Origin of the sequence: Mammaliicoccus sp. G-M28 (genome assembly GCF_022386595.1) — a bacterium.
GTDB lineage: Bacteria > Bacillota > Bacilli > Staphylococcales > Staphylococcaceae > Mammaliicoccus > Mammaliicoccus fleurettii.
Window position 1 is genome coordinate 114,569 of the sequence record NZ_JAJNIF010000003.1, and the last position, 17,004, is coordinate 131,572.

At 31.3% G+C, this 17,004-nt stretch carries 21 protein-coding genes and 1 other annotated feature; of the genes, 20 read left to right on the forward strand and 1 reads right to left on the reverse strand.

What is annotated here, in order from left to right; all coding sequences use genetic code 11:
- Window position 1 precedes the first annotated feature (1 nt).
- The 5 genes from LQ609_RS04255 to LQ609_RS04275 all read left to right on the forward strand — a co-directional run bounded on the left by LQ609_RS04255 (window position 2) and on the right by LQ609_RS04275 (window position 4,710).
- Entirely contained in the window at window positions 2-1,267 is a 1,266-nt protein-coding gene (locus tag LQ609_RS04255) for a bifunctional folylpolyglutamate synthase/dihydrofolate synthase (protein WP_239734364.1), read from the forward strand.
- Between the two features lie 115 nt (window positions 1,268-1,382).
- Window positions 1,383-2,780 (forward strand): YfcC family protein, encoded by a 1,398-nt coding sequence (locus LQ609_RS04260; RefSeq protein ID WP_078356443.1) that lies wholly within the window; start codon window positions 1,383-1,385, stop codon window positions 2,778-2,780.
- A gap of 178 nt (window positions 2,781-2,958) precedes the next feature.
- Entirely contained in the window at window positions 2,959-3,684 is a 726-nt protein-coding gene (locus LQ609_RS04265) for a prepilin peptidase (protein ID WP_208143755.1), read from the forward strand.
- On the forward strand, window positions 3,674-4,390 hold the full coding sequence (gene radC, locus LQ609_RS04270) for a RadC family protein (protein WP_078356445.1): 717 nt from the start codon (window positions 3,674-3,676) through the stop codon (window positions 4,388-4,390). The genes LQ609_RS04265 and radC overlap by 11 nt, the downstream gene beginning before the upstream one ends.
- Window positions 4,387-4,710, forward strand: coding sequence for a hypothetical protein (locus LQ609_RS04275; RefSeq protein WP_239734365.1), 324 nt, complete (start codon window positions 4,387-4,389; stop codon window positions 4,708-4,710). Before radC ends, LQ609_RS04275 begins: the two co-directional genes overlap by 4 nt.
- Before the next feature lie 71 nt (window positions 4,711-4,781).
- Here LQ609_RS04275 and LQ609_RS04280 read toward each other — a convergent pair whose 3' ends face one another.
- Entirely contained in the window at window positions 4,782-4,928 is a 147-nt protein-coding gene (locus tag LQ609_RS04280) for a hypothetical protein (protein WP_239734366.1), read from the reverse strand.
- A gap of 145 nt (window positions 4,929-5,073) precedes the next feature.
- Here LQ609_RS04280 and LQ609_RS04285 point away from each other — a divergent pair, with 145 nt between their 5' ends.
- The 15 genes from LQ609_RS04285 (at window position 5,074) to secDF (ending at window position 17,001) form a co-directional block, all read left to right on the forward strand.
- A complete protein-coding gene (locus tag LQ609_RS04285) occupies window positions 5,074-5,517 on the forward strand; it encodes a DUF4930 family protein (RefSeq protein WP_078356447.1) in 444 nt (147 codons plus the stop codon).
- A gap of 101 nt (window positions 5,518-5,618) precedes the next feature.
- Window positions 5,619-6,476 (forward strand): rod shape-determining protein MreC, encoded by an 858-nt coding sequence (mreC, locus tag LQ609_RS04290; RefSeq protein WP_078356448.1) that lies wholly within the window; start codon window positions 5,619-5,621, stop codon window positions 6,474-6,476.
- Entirely contained in the window at window positions 6,476-6,979 is a 504-nt protein-coding gene (mreD, locus tag LQ609_RS04295) for a rod shape-determining protein MreD (RefSeq protein WP_078356449.1), read from the forward strand. The genes mreC and mreD overlap by 1 nt, the downstream gene beginning before the upstream one ends.
- A 59-nt stretch (window positions 6,980-7,038) precedes the next feature.
- Window positions 7,039-7,113: a sequence feature (ribosomal protein L21 leader region), on the forward strand.
- 12 nt (window positions 7,114-7,125) lie between these two features.
- Entirely contained in the window at window positions 7,126-7,434 is a 309-nt protein-coding gene (rplU, locus tag LQ609_RS04300) for a 50S ribosomal protein L21 (RefSeq protein WP_016911517.1), read from the forward strand.
- A gap of 3 nt (window positions 7,435-7,437) precedes the next feature.
- The gene (locus LQ609_RS04305; protein ID WP_016911518.1) at window positions 7,438-7,758 is read left to right on the forward strand and encodes a ribosomal-processing cysteine protease Prp; all 321 of its coding nucleotides are present in this window, start codon (window positions 7,438-7,440) and stop codon (window positions 7,756-7,758) included.
- Window positions 7,759-7,768: 10 nt separating this feature from the next.
- Window positions 7,769-8,053, forward strand: a complete 285-nt coding sequence (gene rpmA, locus LQ609_RS04310) for a 50S ribosomal protein L27 (RefSeq protein WP_016911519.1) — start codon at window positions 7,769-7,771, stop codon at window positions 8,051-8,053.
- 77 nt (window positions 8,054-8,130) lie between these two features.
- Complete coding sequence (locus LQ609_RS04315; RefSeq protein WP_239734367.1) at window positions 8,131-8,688, forward strand: Spo0B domain-containing protein; 558 nt, start codon at window positions 8,131-8,133, stop codon at window positions 8,686-8,688.
- 2 nt (window positions 8,689-8,690) lie between these two features.
- Window positions 8,691-9,980 carry a GTPase ObgE gene (gene obgE, locus LQ609_RS04320; protein WP_078356451.1) on the forward strand — a complete coding sequence of 430 codons (1,290 nt, stop codon included), beginning with the start codon at window positions 8,691-8,693 and terminating at the stop codon, window positions 9,978-9,980.
- Between the two features lie 12 nt (window positions 9,981-9,992).
- On the forward strand, window positions 9,993-10,454 hold the full coding sequence (locus LQ609_RS04325; protein WP_078356452.1) for an ACT domain-containing protein: 462 nt from the start codon (window positions 9,993-9,995) through the stop codon (window positions 10,452-10,454).
- A 14-nt stretch (window positions 10,455-10,468) separates the two neighbouring features.
- The gene (gene ruvA, locus LQ609_RS04330) at window positions 10,469-11,059 is read left to right on the forward strand and encodes a Holliday junction branch migration protein RuvA (RefSeq protein ID WP_208143758.1); all 591 of its coding nucleotides are present in this window, start codon (window positions 10,469-10,471) and stop codon (window positions 11,057-11,059) included.
- 28 nt (window positions 11,060-11,087) lie between these two features.
- Complete coding sequence (gene ruvB, locus LQ609_RS04335) at window positions 11,088-12,068, forward strand: Holliday junction branch migration DNA helicase RuvB (RefSeq protein WP_404932019.1); 981 nt, start codon at window positions 11,088-11,090, stop codon at window positions 12,066-12,068.
- A gap of 16 nt (window positions 12,069-12,084) precedes the next feature.
- Entirely contained in the window at window positions 12,085-13,110 is a 1,026-nt protein-coding gene (gene queA, locus LQ609_RS04340; RefSeq protein WP_239734368.1) for a tRNA preQ1(34) S-adenosylmethionine ribosyltransferase-isomerase QueA, read from the forward strand.
- Between the two features lie 15 nt (window positions 13,111-13,125).
- On the forward strand, window positions 13,126-14,265 hold the full coding sequence (gene tgt, locus LQ609_RS04345) for a tRNA guanosine(34) transglycosylase Tgt (protein WP_078356456.1): 1,140 nt from the start codon (window positions 13,126-13,128) through the stop codon (window positions 14,263-14,265).
- A gap of 12 nt (window positions 14,266-14,277) precedes the next feature.
- Window positions 14,278-14,541, forward strand: coding sequence for a preprotein translocase subunit YajC (yajC, locus tag LQ609_RS04350; protein WP_016911527.1), 264 nt, complete (start codon window positions 14,278-14,280; stop codon window positions 14,539-14,541).
- Window positions 14,542-14,709: 168 nt separating this feature from the next.
- Complete coding sequence (gene secDF, locus LQ609_RS04355) at window positions 14,710-17,001, forward strand: protein translocase subunit SecDF (protein ID WP_078356457.1); 2,292 nt, start codon at window positions 14,710-14,712, stop codon at window positions 16,999-17,001.
- Window positions 17,002-17,004: the final 3 nt, after the last annotated feature.

Genomic DNA, 17,004 nt, shown 5'->3' on the forward strand with positions numbered 1-17,004 from the left:
AATGGATTATTTAGATAGTTTACACTGGATACACGAACGAACTAAATTTGGTATTAAACCAGGTGTTAAAAGAATGAAGTGGATGCTCAGTAAACTGGACCATCCTGAAGATAATATTCAAGCAGTTCATGTAGTAGGTACGAATGGTAAAGGATCAACAGTCAGTTATTTAAGAAATGCACTTGTAGCAAATAATTATGAAGTTGGTACTTTTACTTCACCATATATCGTTACATTTAATGAAAGAATAAGCATTAACGGTGTTCCGATAACTAACGATGAATTAGTTGACTTAGTTCAAATAGTTAAACCAATTTCAGAAAGACTTGAAACTGAAACTGATTTAGGACCAGCTACAGAATTTGAAATTATCACATTAATTATGTTTGTATATTTTGGATCTATACGCCCTGTTGATTTTGTTATAGTTGAAGCGGGATTAGGAGCTTTAAATGATTCAACTAATGTATTCCAACCAATTATGACAGTATTAACAAGTATCGGTTTAGACCATACAAATATATTAGGTGATACTTATATGGATATTGCTAGGGAAAAAGCTGGTGTAATTAAACCAAGTGTACCTCTTGTTTATTCAATTAAACCTAAAGATGCGCTACATTTTGTGCGTGAAGTTGTAGAAACTAATTATAATAAAGGTTTAGAATTAGATAGAGATATTCATGTTATTTCTGATGATGCTGAATTTACTTACAGATATGAAAGTTATGAACTTGAAAATATTCAACTAAAAATGATTGGTCAACATCAACATGAAAATGCTGCACTTGCAATTACAACGCTTATTGAAATGTTTCAAAGAGGGATTATACAATTAGACTTTAATAAAATGATAGATGCCATTGAGAATACGACTTGGTCAGGCCGTATTGAAAAAGTTAAAGATCAGCCTCTCATATTAATTGATGGTGCTCATAATAAAGAAAGTATAGATGCGTTAGTTAATACTTTGAATCAGTATTATTCTGATAAAAAAATTGACGTATTGTTTGCAGCTATTGAAGGAAAACCTATTGGAAAAATGTTAAACAGTTTAGAAGACGTAGCGAACAGATTCTATGTAACGACATTTGATTTTCCAAAAGCATTACCAATAGATACAGTTTATGATTACTTAGAACATGATCACATTGAAAAGATTCAAAATTATAATAGCTTTATCGATGAATATGATGGTGAATTACTTGTTATAACCGGTAGTTTGTATTTTATAAGTGAAGTAAGAAAATTGTTTGTTCAATCATAAATGAGTTAAAAGATAACGACAAAATGAAAAATGTCGTTATCTTTTTTTGTGTAAAAATTCATTATATTCTGAAAAATAGGGTATGAGTAATATATATTACTAAAGGGGAGATTATATGAAAGAAAACAATAAACAGAAAATAAAATTCAAAAATCCTCATACATATGCGATTTTACTATTTATTATTGCGATAAGTTGCTTGCTAACTTATGTAATACCTTCAGGTGAATTTGAACGTAAAACTGTAAATGATCGAGAAGAAGTTGTATCAGGTACGTATCATTTAGTAGACAGTCAACCATCTGGATTTTTAGAAATCTTTAGATCGATTCCTGAAGGTTTAATTAGTGGCGCGGATATTATTTTTTACATATTTCTAGTAGGTGGCGCTTTTGGTATTATACATAAGACTGGCGCTATTACAAATGGTGTAAATGCTGCAATGAACAAGTTAGGGGAAAACGGCAAATTTATGATTCCTCTAACGATGTTTATTTTCTCATTACTCGGTTTTTCTATTGGATTGGCTGAAGAAACTATTATATTTGTTCCGATAGGTATAGCAATCGCAAGAGCAGTTGGGTATGATGCGATGACTGGTACAGCAATGATTATAATGGGGGCAGCAGCAGGATTTCTAGGAGGCATGCTCAATCCATTTACGGTTGGAGTCGCACAAAAAATCGCTGAAATTCCTCTGTTTTCAGGCTGGCAATTTAGAACGATCATTTATATATGTGTATTGATTGTTGGCATCATTTATGTAATGTTATATGCTCGAAAAGTTAAGAAAAATCCAAAGAAAAGTTTAGTATATGAATTAGAACAAGAAGAACAACATAATATTGCTGACCAACCTAAGATTGGCAGATTTACAAAACGACAATCATTTTGTTTAGTTTTGCTAGTCGCGGCAATTTGTTTTAACGTATTTGGTATTTTTACATTCGGATGGTCCTTTAATGAAATGAGTGCTAATTTCTTATTAGCAGGTTTATTAGCAGGGTTTATCGGTGGTCTAGGGTTTAATGGAACTTTTGATGCTTTAGTAGAAGGAATGAAATCTATTTTGTTCGGTGCTTTAATTGTAGGATTTGCTAAAGCAATTGTTGTCGTATTAGAAAATGGTAAAATTATAGATACTATAGTGTATTATTTAACAAACACCATTCAAGATTTACCAGCTAGTATTACGGTTGGTATGATGTTCGTTATTCAAATGATTTTAAACTTCTTTATACCATCAGGATCGGGCCAAGCAATGACAACTATGCCTCTTATGGTTCCGATTTCTGATTTATTAAGTATAAATAGACAGATGGCAGTACTTGCCTTCCAATATGGAGACGCAGTGAGTAATAGTATATTCCCAACTTCCGCCTCTTTAATGGGTGGATTGGCTGTTGCCGGAATTTCTTATACTAAATGGGTGAAATTTATATGGAAGTTATTAGTACTATGGGTTGTTATATGTATGGCTGGAATATTCGTTGCTTTAGGATTAGGTTTTTAACTTTTATAAATATTACAAAACTTGAAAAACTCATGTTATTACATAGAGTTTTTCAAGTTTTTTTATGAATAATATTTTAATGTTTATAATGGCATACTCATAAGTTCAAAAACTGTAGTTATACGTTTAACGAGTTGTTTTGGTATATTTATATATATCAAAAAAGGAGAATGAAATAATGGCTTTACTCTTTTTGTTGGGGGCAATTTTAGCTAGTTATATGTATCAACTCACAAGTACAACAAACATAAATTATAATATGTTTCTTAGTCGTTCTAAGTGTGAGAATTGTTGTAAAAATATTTTGTTTAGAGATCTTATTCCAATTATCAGTTACTTATGTTTAAAAGGTAAATGTAGATTTTGCAAGAGTAGGATATCTCTAGATTTATTTTTATGTGAACTTATACTAGGAACACTTTTTTTAATACCTCTAATATGCAATACACCGTTTGATCCTCTATTATATTATTTCTTAGTCATATTTTTAATCCCTTTATCTATTTATGATATGAAGCACTATATTATTCCTAACCATGTATTAATTATAATGTTTATAACAGCTTTAGTGCTTTTTGATATGTCGTTGAAAGGTTTTTTATTATCAATTCTTATTCTGTTTTTACTTCATTGTGTTTATTTTATTTCTAATAAAAGTATAGGATACGGTGATATAAAACTATTTTCTTTATTAAGTATTATACTATCCAATTCTCAATTTTTATTAATGTTTATGTTCACGTTCATTATTGCAGGAATTTTCGTCTTACTTTATTCTTGTGCTTGTAAAAATCTTATGAAGAAAGTTCCTTTAGTTCCTTTTATCACAGTTTCTACACTATTTGTTTTGATTTTTAATCATCAACTTAATTATTATTTTTTAGGAGGCTTACATGGTCATTAAAATTAAAGATTTACAACACGAAGATAAACCGAGAGAAAGATTAAAATCTTATGGTCCGGATAAACTAACTAATAGAGAGTTATTGGCAATAATCATCAATTCTGGTAGTAAACAATATTCGAGTTTAGAATGTGCAAATAAAGTGTTAAATTTAGTAGAGAACACTAGAGAATTAAGGCACCTTACTTTGCCTGAATTATTAACAGTAAATGGAATAGGAGAATCTAAAGCCATTACTATTTTAGCTGTCATTGAATTAGCTAAAAGAATGCATAGTAATACAGTATTGGATAAATTTGAAATAAATGAGCCACAAGATGTAGCAAATTACTTGATGGAGAAACTAAGATATTTAAAGCAAGAACACTTTGTTGCGTTGCTATTAAACACTAAAAATCAAATTATACATGAACAATCTATATTTATAGGTTCTTTGAATATGGCAGTAGTACACCCGAGAGATTTATTAAGAGAGGCAATCAAACATTCGGCGGCATCCATTGTAATAGCTCATAATCATCCGAGCGGAGATCCAACACCATCTATAGAAGACATTAAAACGACTAAACGAATTCTATATTGCTGTGAATTAATGGGAATAGATTTACTTGATCATATCATTATTGGGGATGGAGAATTTATAAGTATTTTTGAAAATGATTATATTATGCGTGAAGACATAGAAATTAATGATGTTTATGAATGATACAATGGTATAATATAAATAAAAATGAGTCAGGAGTTTTTGATTTGCAAATCATTACATTTATTTTAGTTGTTTTACCATTGTTATTCATAATATCTATTTTTCAACGAAAGAAAAGAGCGATTGTAAAAAAAGACTATGGAATTATAATGGCATTAGGTGTTGTGGGTGTATTTCTTTCATCAATATTACTTACATTAACAAATAGTGAATCATCACTTTCATTTAGTGTTATTCTTGGATCAATTGGTGCAGGCATAGTGTGGGGTATTTTAGTATCACTTACTTTATTCTTGTTAAAAAAATTACTAAATAAATAAAAAGAAGAAGCCGAGACAAATTATTGTCTCGGCTTCTTCTTTAATAAAAATCAAGTGATATTCATTAAGGGTCACATAAAGTAAAGAACACCTTGATATATGAAGTAAATTACTAAAGCAATAATAGCTAATTTTATGATAACTCTTAATAACCCAACAAAAAATCGGAAAAAGATAATTAAAAACAAGATAGCTAAGAATATATATATTAATTCCATTATTTTCACCTCTTAATGAGATTATATATGAGAATTGATAAAAATACATCAGACTACAGAATGATTAAAGAGTTCAGTCCAAAGCCCGATGATGATTTATATTATATTTTTGTATAATATATATGAATGAGAGGTGTCTATAATATTGAGATGGTTATTTAGGTTAATTAGAAATTTATTAGCATTATTGGCAATTGTAATTATAGTCGTAATTGTGTACAGAAATGTTCCTGCTATTAGCGATTTGAATCCATTTGATAATAGTGATAATCAAGAAACTGAAGAAATTGCGCCACAACGAGCAAATGCTACATATGAAGTAGAAGACAATCCCTTGTTACAAAATGTTCCTTTAAGTCAAACAAAGCATGCTTTTAAATGGATAAATAAAAGCGAATTTATGGATGTTTCGGGATTAGAGCGTATGGGTTACGATGACGATTATGTAGCTGGTCAACGTGGTACTGAGTATATTTTGTATAAGTTTGGTGAATCGAAAATGTATGTGTATCAAACTGAGCAAGATTTAATTAATGATTTAAGTGAAATGAACTCAGATATAAAATTATTACCAAAAACTTCATATTAATTTTTAATTTCGACGGTCTCTCACTTTATTTAAAGTGAACTGTAAGCTAAAATAGTAATATCATTGTTATTTAGACATTTGAAGATTAAGAGGTGTTTAGATTGTCGAATTTTTTTAAAAATAATAAATTAATGTTTTTTCTTATTTCTATGGTCTTATTAATTGTAATAGTTGGTTATTCAGTGAGAGCACAATCAGCATCGCTTAGTGAACAATATGCGAGTGATACATCTTCTTTTGGTGGAAGAATTATCTCTTATCCAGTTACTTTTGTATCAGACTTTTTCTCAAATATCTTCACATCGGATGAAGACATCAACAAATTAAAAGAAGAAGTTAAAAGTACAGACCAAATTAAAGCTGATAAAGCAAGATTAGAAAAAGAAAATAAATCATTGAAAAAAGAGTTAGATATGAAAGATATTTCACAGTTTAATCCAATTTCAGCGACTGTTATTGGTAGAAGTCCTGATCAATGGATGAATACAATCATTATTGATAAAGGTAAAAAAAGTGGAATGAAAGAAAATATGGCTGTTATAACGAGTGAAGGTTTAGTTGGAAGAATTAAAAAAGCTAATCAATTTTCTTCACAAGTAGAGTTAATATCTACTAGCGTGAAGACAAGTAAACTATCAGTCGATATTCAACAAGATGAAGAAAATATTTTCGGTATGATAAATCGATATGATGAAGATAAAGATTTGTTAGTTATCAGTGATATAGATAATAAATACAATATAAAAAAAGGATCTAAAGTAGTTACAAACGGTTTAGGCGATCAGCTTCCTAAAGGACTACTAGTTGGGAAAGTTGAAAAGGTAGAAAATGATGAGTATGGATTATCTAAAGTTGCATACATAAAAACATCTACAAACATTAAAGACTTGAACCACGTATACGTTGCGAAGAGAGATCCGGAAACAATACCTTCTTCAAAAGAAAGTGGTGAGGAATAATGAGATTTTACGTTATTCCTTTAATTGGCGTCATATTATTCTATTTAGATATCATATTAACGCGTCTATCTCCAATAAATGTGTTTAATGAAACATTTATAGTCGTACCAAGATTAACATTTTTATATTTATTAATTATTGCAGTGTACAAAAATCCTAAAGTAGCAATAATTTTAGCCATCGTCACTGGAATATTCACTGATATCTATTTTGGTGGCATATACGGGGTATATACATTTGGCTATACTATTTTTGTAATAATGATGGATAAATTATTCAAAGTATTTTATAGAGACATATTAATGATGGTAATACTTTTAATATGTTCAGTTGTGTTGTTAGAAATATGGGTAATGATTTTTTATGGATTTTTAGGAATTGCTTCAATTAATATTATCCAAATTATTCTATTTAGATTTATACCTACAGTTTTCTTTAATTTAATTTGTTTAATCATAATTTTTCCGTTTGTTCTAAAATTATTAGAAAGAAATACAAATTAGTTAAAGAATATTGACATCATAGGCTGTAGGTGGTAATCTATTGAAGTTGAGTAGTTTCAGGCTACATACAACCGCTCGATCATAGGTATATAAAGTACGAATGTCACCTATGAATGGCGTGACTTAAAAAATTAGGAGGTGCAAGTATGTTTGCTATAATTGAAACTGGCGGAAAGCAAGTTAAAGTAGAAGAAGGTCAAACAATTTGGGTTGAAAAATTAGACGTAAATGAAGGTGATTCATTCACTTTTGACCAAGTATTATTTGTAGGTGGAGATTCAGTTAAAGTTGGATCACCTGTTGTTGAAGGTGCTTCAGTTACTGCTAAAGTTGAAAAACAAGGACGCGGTAAAAAAATCACTGTTTTCAAATACAAAGCAAAGAAAAACTACAAACGTAAACAAGGTCATCGTCAACCTTACACTAAATTAACTATCGAAAAAATCAACGCGTAAGCAATGATTAATGTAGATATTAGTTTGAATCAAGAAGGGCAAGTTACAGATGTTGAGATGTCTGGACATGCTGATTCAGGTGAATATGGCAAAGACTTAGTCTGTGCTGGAGCTTCAGCAGTCGTCTTTGGTGCAACAAATGCAATCATTGGCTTAACTGATGAAACACCTGATATAGATTACAGTGACGACGGTGGATATTTTCATATACGTAGTGTAAACTTAGAAAATGAACAAGCACAAACATTATTACAAGGTCTCATAATTTCTTTGAAGACAATTGAAGAAGAATATGGACAATATATTAAACTAAATTACAAGTGAGGTGTAACTCATGTTAAAATTAAACTTACAATTTTTCGCATCGAAAAAAGGGGTAGGTTCTACAAGAAACGGACGTGACTCTGAATCAAAACGTTTAGGTGCTAAACGTGCTGACGGTCAATACGTAACAGGTGGTTCTATCTTATATCGTCAACGTGGAACTAAAGTTTTCGCTGGTGAAAACGTAGGTCGCGGTGGAGACGATACATTATTCGCTAAAATCGACGGCGTTGTTAAATTCGAACGTTTTGGTCGTGACAAAAAGAAAGTATCTGTATACGCAGCTGCTGAATAATCACTATATTGAGACACCAGAATTTTTTCTGGTGTTTCTTTTTTTAATCGTATAGTGATAATGTTATAATTAATGTTATGAATATTGATAATATAGGTGATAAAATGAATAATTTAGATGTGTATTTAAAGTCGAGACATGATTTTGTGAATCAATTCCAATTGTTATATACATATAAACAGTTAGGCAAAGATGAAGAGGTTAATTCATTACTTGATGAGTTATACAAAGATTTAAAGCAAGAACAGTTGTTTTTAAATGCACCTTGTAGAAAATTTGTGCGTGAAGTATTTGAACACAAAATATCTACGTCAGGCTCTAAATGGACATTTGAAATTGAATGCTCAAATCATAACTATTATCAGAACAATCTAGAATTAGCAGACAACATTTTATTGGAAATTTACCAATATTTAAAAACAGTTATTAAAAGTCAACAAGATGATATTCAAATAAGATTATGTTTAAATGTAGAAGAAGAATTTGTCATTTTGGATGTATTTCTTAATGAATTGACGTTAAGTGACAATCAATTAAAAACAATGTTTTCCGATTATAATTTTGAAATTTTATCAGGAAACGATAATGCAAAAGAAATAGAATTTTTTATCAATATAAATGAATTAGAGGTGTAAACATGTTTATAGATCAGGTCAAGATTTCGTTGAAAGCTGGTGATGGTGGTAACGGTTTAGTTGCTTTTCGTCGTGAAAAGTATGTTCCATTTGGTGGTCCAGCTGGTGGTGACGGTGGTAAAGGTGCTTCCGTTATATTTGAGGTAGATGAAGGTTTACGTACTTTATTAGACTTTAGATTCCAAAGTAAGTTTAAAGCAGAGAAAGGTGAAAATGGTCAAAGTAGTAACATGCATGGTCGTGGCTCAGATGACTTAATATTAAAAGTGCCACCTGGTACAATTATTAAAAATATTGAAAATGAAGAAGTTTTAGCTGACCTTGTTGAACATGGTCAACGCGCTACAGTCGCAAAAGGTGGACGTGGTGGTAGAGGTAATTCAAGGTTTGCTTCTGCTAGTAATCCCGCACCAGATTTCTGTGAAAATGGTGAACCAGGCGAAGAGCTAGAAGTCACATTAGAACTTAAATTAATGGCCGATGTAGGACTTGTAGGTTACCCAAGTGTTGGTAAGTCTACATTACTATCTATAGTATCTAAAGCTAAACCGAAAATTGGTGCATATCATTTTACAACGATTAAACCAAATCTTGGTGTCGTTCAAACAAATGATGGTAGAGGATTTGTAATGGCCGATTTACCAGGTTTAATTGAAGGTGCATCAGAAGGTGTCGGTTTAGGACATCAATTTTTAAGACATATTGAAAGAACGAGAGTAATCGTTCATATTATTGATATGAGTGGAATGGAAGGAAGAGATCCATATGATGATTATGTTACAATTAATCGAGAATTAAAATCATATAACGAGAATCTTTCTAGAAGACCACAAATTGTTGTAGCTAATAAAATGGATTTACCTGATTCAGAGACACAATTAGACATGTTTAAAGAACAGTTAGAAGAAGATGTCAAAATACTTCCAATAAGTACTGTTACTAGAAAAAATGTTGATCAGTTATTGTATGAAATTGCAGATTTACTGGATGAAACAGAAGGCATGGATTTTGATAGTGTTGAAGAAGAAACTGGTGTTCATAGAGTTGTATATAAACATGAGAAATCTAGAGATCATTTTGTAATTACAAGAGATGATGATGGAGCATATGTAGTATCTGGTAACTCTATAGAGAGATTATTCAAGATGACTGACTTTAATCGTGATGCAGCTGTAAGAAGATTTGCAAGACAAATGCGTTCAATGGGTATTGATGATGCATTAAGAGAACGTGGAGCATCAAATGGTGATATAGTTAGAATATTAGGTGGAGAATTTGAATTTGTCGAATAGGGCGTGTTCCAATTGAAAAAATCAAATGAATCAACAAAAAGGTTTTATTTAATTAGAGAAGATGTTTTACCAGAATCTGTTCAAAAAACTATTAAAGTTAAAAATGCGTTATTGAAAAATAACAATCTAACAATTTATGATGCAGTTAAAGAATTTAATTTATCAAGAAGTGCGTTTTATAAATATAAAGATACGATTTTTCCTATAGATAGATTGGAAGAACAGACGAGGAATTTAACTTTAATTTTATATGTGCAAGATGAAATTGGTATGCTTGCTACAGTTTTAAATAAAATTGCTGAAGTTAAAGGCTCTGTTCTTACGATTCATCAAAGCTTACCAATGAAAAATAGAGCAACTATTACAATTTCATTAAATGCAACAAATATTGAATTATCATTAGATGAACTAATGGATGCAATAAAAGAAAGTCCGTATGTAGATGAAGTAGAAGTCATCGGAATGAGCATGTAAAGGAAGTTATTTAAATGTATGCATATATAAAGGGAAAAGTTACACAGTTATATCCGTCACATATTGTTGTAGAAACAAATGGTATAGGGTATGAAATTCAAACACCAAATTCATATCGTTTTCAGTCAAAACTGGATCAAGAAACACAAGTATATACACAATTAATTGTTCGTGAAGACGCTCAATTATTGTATGGATTTGTTAATCTTGAAGAAAAAGATATGTTTTTAAGTTTGATCAAAGTTACTGGGATAGGACCTAAATCAGCTTTAGCTATTTTGGCATCTAGCACACCAAATGAAGTGGCAATTGCTATTGAAAATGAGAACGAAACTTATTTAACTAAATTCCCTGGAATTGGTAAGAAAACAGCAAGACAAATTATATTAGACTTAAAAGGAAAATTAATAATTACCGAAGAGTCAGAGCTATTTTCTAATAATAGTCATTCAGATAACGACTTGTTAGAAGAAGCTTTATTAGCTTTAGAAGCTTTAGGTTATTCAAAACGTGAATTAAGTAAAGTTAAAAAAGGTCTAGAAAAAGAATCATTTGATACAGTCGATGCATGTGTTAAAAGAGGTTTAGCATTACTTATTCAGTAAATGGGGTGATTTTTTGGATGAGCGATTAATGGATGAGCATGAACATAACGATGATATCCAAAATGAATTGTCGTTAAGACCAGACACTTTAAGTCAATATATAGGTCAGCATAATATTAAATCTAACTTAGATATTTTTATTAAAGCTGCAAAATTAAGAGAAGAGCCTTTAGATCATTGTCTACTTTATGGACCACCAGGGTTAGGTAAAACAACTTTAGCTCATATTATATCTAATGAGATGGATGTAAACTTAAGAACTGCGAGTGGTCCTTCAATTGAAAGACCAGGAGATTTAGCTGCAATTCTCTCTGCTTTACAACCTGGAGATGTGTTATTTATAGATGAAATACATCGTTTGAGTAGAGTTGTTGAAGAAGTTTTGTATCCTGCTATGGAAGATTTTTTCTTAGATATTGTTGTAGGTAAAGGTGAAGAAGCGAGAAGTATTAGGATTGATTTGCCGCCATTTACATTGGTCGGTGCAACTACTAGAGTAGGTAGTTTATCAGCGCCTTTAAGAGATCGTTTCGGTGTTCATTTGAGATTAGAGTATTATGATGATAAAAGCTTAGAAGAAATTATTAAACGTACTGCAGAAGTTTTCAATGTTGAGATAGACGATAAAAGTACCAATGAACTATCTAAACGTAGTAGAGGTACACCACGTATAGCAAATAGATTATTGCGTAGAGTTCGTGATTTTGCTCAAGTTAAAGGTAATCAGTCTATATCAATAGATATAACGAAGCATGCGCTTGATTTATTGCAAGTTGATAAAGAAGGTCTCGACCATATAGATTATAAAATTATGCAATGTATCTTGAATAATTATAAAGGTGGACCGGTTGGATTAGATGCAATAGCTGCAACAATTGGTGAAGAACGTATTACATTAGAAGATGTTTACGAACCGTATTTAATACAAAAAGGCTTTATAGAAAGAACACCTCGTGGTCGTCGTGCTACTGCAATTAGTTATGATCACTTCGAGTATAAAAAGCATTAGGAAAGAGGCAAAGTTTGTGAATATTGAAGATTTTGATTTTGATTTACCTGAATCGTTAATTGCACAAACACCACTGTTAGATCGAGAAAGCAGTAGGTTACTTAAATGTAATAAAAAAACAGGTGAATTAGAAGATTTAACATTTAAAGAAGTTGTAAACCAACTTGCGCCAGGCGATTGTTTAGTTTTAAATGACACTAAAGTTATGCCAGCTAGATTGTTTGGTTTAAAAGAAGAAACAGGTGCAAAGGTTGAAATGTTAATGCTTACTCAACATGAAGATAATGAATGGGAAGTATTAATTAAACCTGCAAAAAGAATAAAAGTAGGTCAGTCTGTGTCTTTCGGTGAAGGGAAAATAATTGCGACTTGCGTTAAAGAATTAGAGCAAGGCGGAAGAATTATGAAACTTTCCTATGATGGAATTCTACAAGAAAGATTAGATGAACTAGGTGAAATGCCTCTACCTCCATATATTAAAGAACGTTTGGAAGACCAAGATAGATACCAAACTGTTTATGCAAAAGAAGTTGGTTCTGCTGCAGCACCAACTGCAGGATTACATTTTACTGAACATTTATTACAAGAAATTGCTGCGAAAGGTGTTCATATTGCATTCATTACTTTACATGTTGGTTTAGGTACATTTAGACCAGTAAGTGTTGATAATATTGATGATCATGAAATGCATTCTGAATATTACCAGATGACAGCAGAGACTGCTGATTTATTAAATAGAGTTAAATCAGAAGGTAATAAAATCATTTCGGTTGGCACAACATCTACACGAACTTTAGAAACGATTCGATCTAAAAATGATGAATTTGTAGAAGCAAGTGGATGGACAGATATCTTTATTTATCCTGGATATGAGTTTAAAGCAATTGATGGACTTATTACAAATTTCCATTTACCCAAATCTACTTTAATAATGCTTGTATCAGCACTTTCAACAAGAGAAAATATACTTCATGCATATCAACATGCAGTAGATGAAAAATATAGATTTTTTAGTTTTGGAGATGCAATGATATTAATATAGAAAAGGAGTAACAACATGCCTGCAGTAACATATGAGCACATAAAGACTTGTAAACAGTCTGGTGCAAGATTAGGAATTGTTCATACGCCACATGGTTCATTTGAAACACCAATGTTCATGCCTGTCGGAACAAAAGCAACGGTTAAAACAATGAGTCCTGAAGAACTTAAACAAATGGAAGCTAAAATCATTTTAAGTAATACCTATCATTTGTGGTTACAACCTGGAAGTGATATCATTTCTAAAGTGGGTGGATTACATAAGTTTATGAATTGGGATGGACCGATACTTACTGATTCTGGAGGCTTTCAAGTATTTAGTTTAAGTGATATGAGAAAGATTGAAGAAGAAGGAGTGCATTTTAGACATCATTTAAATGGTTCTAAATTGTTTTTAAGTCCTGAAAAAGCTATGCATATTCAAAATGATCTTGGTTCAGACATAATGATGGCATTTGATGAATGTCCTCCTATGCCTTCTGAATATGAATATGTAAAAAATTCAATTGAAAGAACTTCTAGATGGGCTGAAAGATGTCTTGAAGCTCATCAACGTCCAGAAGATCAAGCTTTATTCGGCATAATCCAAGGTGGAGAATACAAGGATCTTAGAGAGCAAAGTGCTAAAGATTTAGTTTCACTTGATTTTCCTGGCTATGCAATTGGTGGCTTATCAGTAGGTGAACCGAAACCTGTAATGTACAGAATGGTTGAACACACTGCGCCATTAATGCCATTTAATAAACCAAGATATTTAATGGGAGTTGGTTCTCCAGATGCATTGATTGAATGCTCTATAAGAGGTATCGATATGTTTGACTGCGTATTACCAACGCGTATAGCAAGAAATGGTACATGCATGACTTCTCAAGGTAGAGTCGTGATTAAGAATGCTAAATATCAGCAGGATTTATCACCACTAGATCCTGAGTGTGATTGCTACACTTGTAGAAACTATACTAAAGCATATTTGCGTCATCTGATTAAAGCAGATGAAACATTTGGAATTCGTCTTACTACATATCATAATTTGTATTTCTTATTAAAACTTATGGAGAATATACGCCAAGCAATAAGAGAAGATCGATTACTTGATTTTAAAGATGAATTTTTTGAACAGTATGGACTAAATGTAGATAACCCCAAAAACTTTTAAAGGAGCTTGAATATGGAAGTATTAGTACAACTATTACCTATTATTTTAATTTTTGCACTTGTTTGGTTCTTAATGATTAGACCACAACAAAAACGAGCAAAAGAGCATCGTGAATTATTAAACCGTTTAGAAGTAGGTCAAAAAGTAACTTCAATCGGTGGAATTAAAGGAACAGTTAGAGCAGTTGACGAATCAATCGTTGTTGTTTCTGTTAATGATAAAGGTCAAGAAATCACATTTGAAAAACCAGCTATTAAACAAGTAGACCCTTCATAAAATTGTTTACTTTTTAAGAAAATTGGTTTATTATTATTTATCATATTTAATGTTAAAAGACATGGTTATCCATGTCTTTTTTTGATATATGAATGATATGGCTATTCAATCACTGCTAATGTATGCTATAACATATATAGTGAATCAAATTACGTAAGAGGTGTTATCGTGAAAAAGCGGAGTAGAATTGTAGCCTTTTTACTTCTTGCAGTGTTGGTTTTTAGTTTAATAGGATCAACTACAAAAGATATAACAAAGAATGTAAATTTAGGCTTAGACTTACAAGGTGGATTTGAAGTATTATATCAAGTTAATCCTTTAGATAAGGGTGACAAGATAGATACTGAAGCTGTTAAATCAACTGCAAAAACATTAGAGTCACGTGTTAACGTATTAGGTGTCTCTGAACCGAAGATTCAAGTTGAAGAAGGTAACCGAATACGCGTTCAATTAGCTGGTATTAAAGACCAAGATGAAGCTCGTGAAGTACTTTCTACACAAGCAAATTTAACAATCAGAGATGCTAAAGACAGAGTTTTATTATCTGGTAAAGATTTAGTTCAAGGTGGCGCTAAACAAGGATTTAAAGATAATACAAACGAAGTTGCAGTTACATTGAAATTGAAAGATGCTAAGAAATTTAAAGAAGTAACTGAAAAAGTCTCTAAAATGAATCCTAATCTAATGGTTATTTGGATGGATTATGAAAAAGGAGATAGTTACGCTAAAGAGGCTAAAAAAGAGCAAGAAGGTAAAGAGCCTAAGTATATTTCAGCAGCATCTGTTAGTAAGCCAATTAATTCAGAAAATGTAGAAATTTCTGGTGGCTTCGATGGAGAAAAAGGTGTTAAAGAAGCTAAACAAATTGCTGATTTATTAAATTCAGGTTCATTACCTGTTAAACTAGATGAAGTTTATTCTACATCTGTTGGTGCTCAATTTGGTAAAGATGCATTAAATGAAACAGTGCTTGCTTCTTCAATTGGTGTAGGCATTATATTCTTATTTATGCTCATTTATTATCGATTACCAGGTATTGTTGCTGTAATAACGCTAAGTGCTTATGTGTACTTAACATTACTAGCTTTCAACTTTATTTCAGGTGTGTTAACACTCCCTGGACTTGCAGCTTTAGTTTTAGGTGTAGGTATGGCAGTCGATGCTAATATTATTATGTATGAGCGGATTAAAGATGAGTTGCGTATAGGAAGGACATTACAACAAGCCTTTAAAAAAGGTTCTGGTTCTTCATTCATTACAATACTTGATGCTAACTTAACAACAATTTTAGCGGCATTAGTATTATTTGTATTTGGTGAAAGTTCCGTAAAAGGTTTCGCAACTATGTTATTATTAGCGATTTTAATGAGTTTCGTTACTTCTGTATTCTTTACTAGAATCTTATTGTCATTACTTGTAAACTCAAACTACTTTAAGAAAAAATATAACTGGTTTGGCGTTTCTAAGAAAGATAGACATGATATAAGTGAAAGATTGGATATTCACGACTTAAAAACACCATATGATAAAATTAACTTTGTTAAGTTAGCTAAACCATTATTAACGTTTAGTGTTATCACGATCATTGTTGGTGCGATTATTGTATCTATATTTAGATTGAATTTAGGTATCGACTTTACAAGTGGTACTCGAGTTGATTTACAATCAGATCAAGCAATCAAAACTGAACAAGTGTCTAAACAGTTTAAAGATATGGGATTAGAACCTTCACAAGTTACAACGAGTGGATCAGGTAATAAGATGGCAACAGTCCAATTTAAAGATGCTTTAGATAAGTCTGAAATCAAAAAGGTTAAATCAGACTTTGGAGATAAATTAGGACATGATCCGAACGTTAGTACAGTATCACCAGTTGTCGGCCAAGAGTTGGCAATGAACGCACTAAAAGCTATGCTTTACGCGGCTATAGGTATTGTTTTATACGTAACATTCAGGTTTGAATGGAGAATGGGTACAACAGCCGTATTAGCCTTACTACATGATGTGTTCATGATTGTTGCAGTATTCAGCTTATTCAGACTTGAAGTTGATATAACATTCATCGCTGCAGTACTAACAATTATTGGTTATTCGATTAATGATACGATCGTTACGTTTGACCGTGTAAGAGAAAACTTACGTAAAGTTAAAGTCATTACAAAACCAGAAACAATTGATATGATTGTTAACTCTTCAATTAGACAAACAATGACAAGATCGATTAATACAGTATTAACAGTAGTAATAGTTGTTGTAGCATTATTAATACTTGGTTCTTCAAGTATCTTCAACTTCTCACTAGCCTTATTAATTGGTTTAGTTTCAGGTGTATTCTCATCTGTATTCGTTGCAGTCCCATTATGGGGTATATTGAAAAAACGACAACTTAAGAAATCAGAGAATGGTAAATTAGTTGTTTATGAAGAGAAAAAATCAAACGACGAAAAAATATTAGTTTAATCA

Bases quoted from the DNA above. Each gene is read 5' to 3' on its own strand.
- LQ609_RS04255 (WP_239734364.1), top strand. From the start codon at position 2: ATGGATTATTTAGATAGTTTACACTGGATACACGAACGAACTAAATTT.
- LQ609_RS04260 (WP_078356443.1), top strand. From the start codon at position 1,383: ATGAAAGAAAACAATAAACAGAAAATAAAATTCAAAAATCCTCATACA.
- LQ609_RS04265 (WP_208143755.1), top strand. From the start codon at position 2,959: ATGGCTTTACTCTTTTTGTTGGGGGCAATTTTAGCTAGTTATATGTAT.
- radC (WP_078356445.1), top strand. From the start codon at position 3,674: ATGGTCATTAAAATTAAAGATTTACAACACGAAGATAAACCGAGAGAA.
- LQ609_RS04275 (WP_239734365.1), top strand. From the start codon at position 4,387: ATGATACAATGGTATAATATAAATAAAAATGAGTCAGGAGTTTTTGAT.
- LQ609_RS04280 (WP_239734366.1), bottom strand. From the start codon at position 4,928: ATGGAATTAATATATATATTCTTAGCTATCTTGTTTTTAATTATCTTT.
- mreD (WP_078356449.1), top strand. From the start codon at position 6,476: ATGAGATTTTACGTTATTCCTTTAATTGGCGTCATATTATTCTATTTA.
- rplU (WP_016911517.1), top strand. From the start codon at position 7,126: ATGTTTGCTATAATTGAAACTGGCGGAAAGCAAGTTAAAGTAGAAGAA.
- LQ609_RS04305 (WP_016911518.1), top strand. From the start codon at position 7,438: ATGATTAATGTAGATATTAGTTTGAATCAAGAAGGGCAAGTTACAGAT.
- rpmA (WP_016911519.1), top strand. From the start codon at position 7,769: ATGTTAAAATTAAACTTACAATTTTTCGCATCGAAAAAAGGGGTAGGT.
- LQ609_RS04315 (WP_239734367.1), top strand. From the start codon at position 8,131: ATGAATATTGATAATATAGGTGATAAAATGAATAATTTAGATGTGTAT.
- obgE (WP_078356451.1), top strand. From the start codon at position 8,691: ATGTTTATAGATCAGGTCAAGATTTCGTTGAAAGCTGGTGATGGTGGT.
- ruvA (WP_208143758.1), top strand. From the start codon at position 10,469: ATGTATGCATATATAAAGGGAAAAGTTACACAGTTATATCCGTCACAT.
- ruvB (WP_404932019.1), top strand. From the start codon at position 11,088: ATGGATGAGCATGAACATAACGATGATATCCAAAATGAATTGTCGTTA.
- tgt (WP_078356456.1), top strand. From the start codon at position 13,126: ATGCCTGCAGTAACATATGAGCACATAAAGACTTGTAAACAGTCTGGT.
- yajC (WP_016911527.1), top strand. From the start codon at position 14,278: ATGGAAGTATTAGTACAACTATTACCTATTATTTTAATTTTTGCACTT.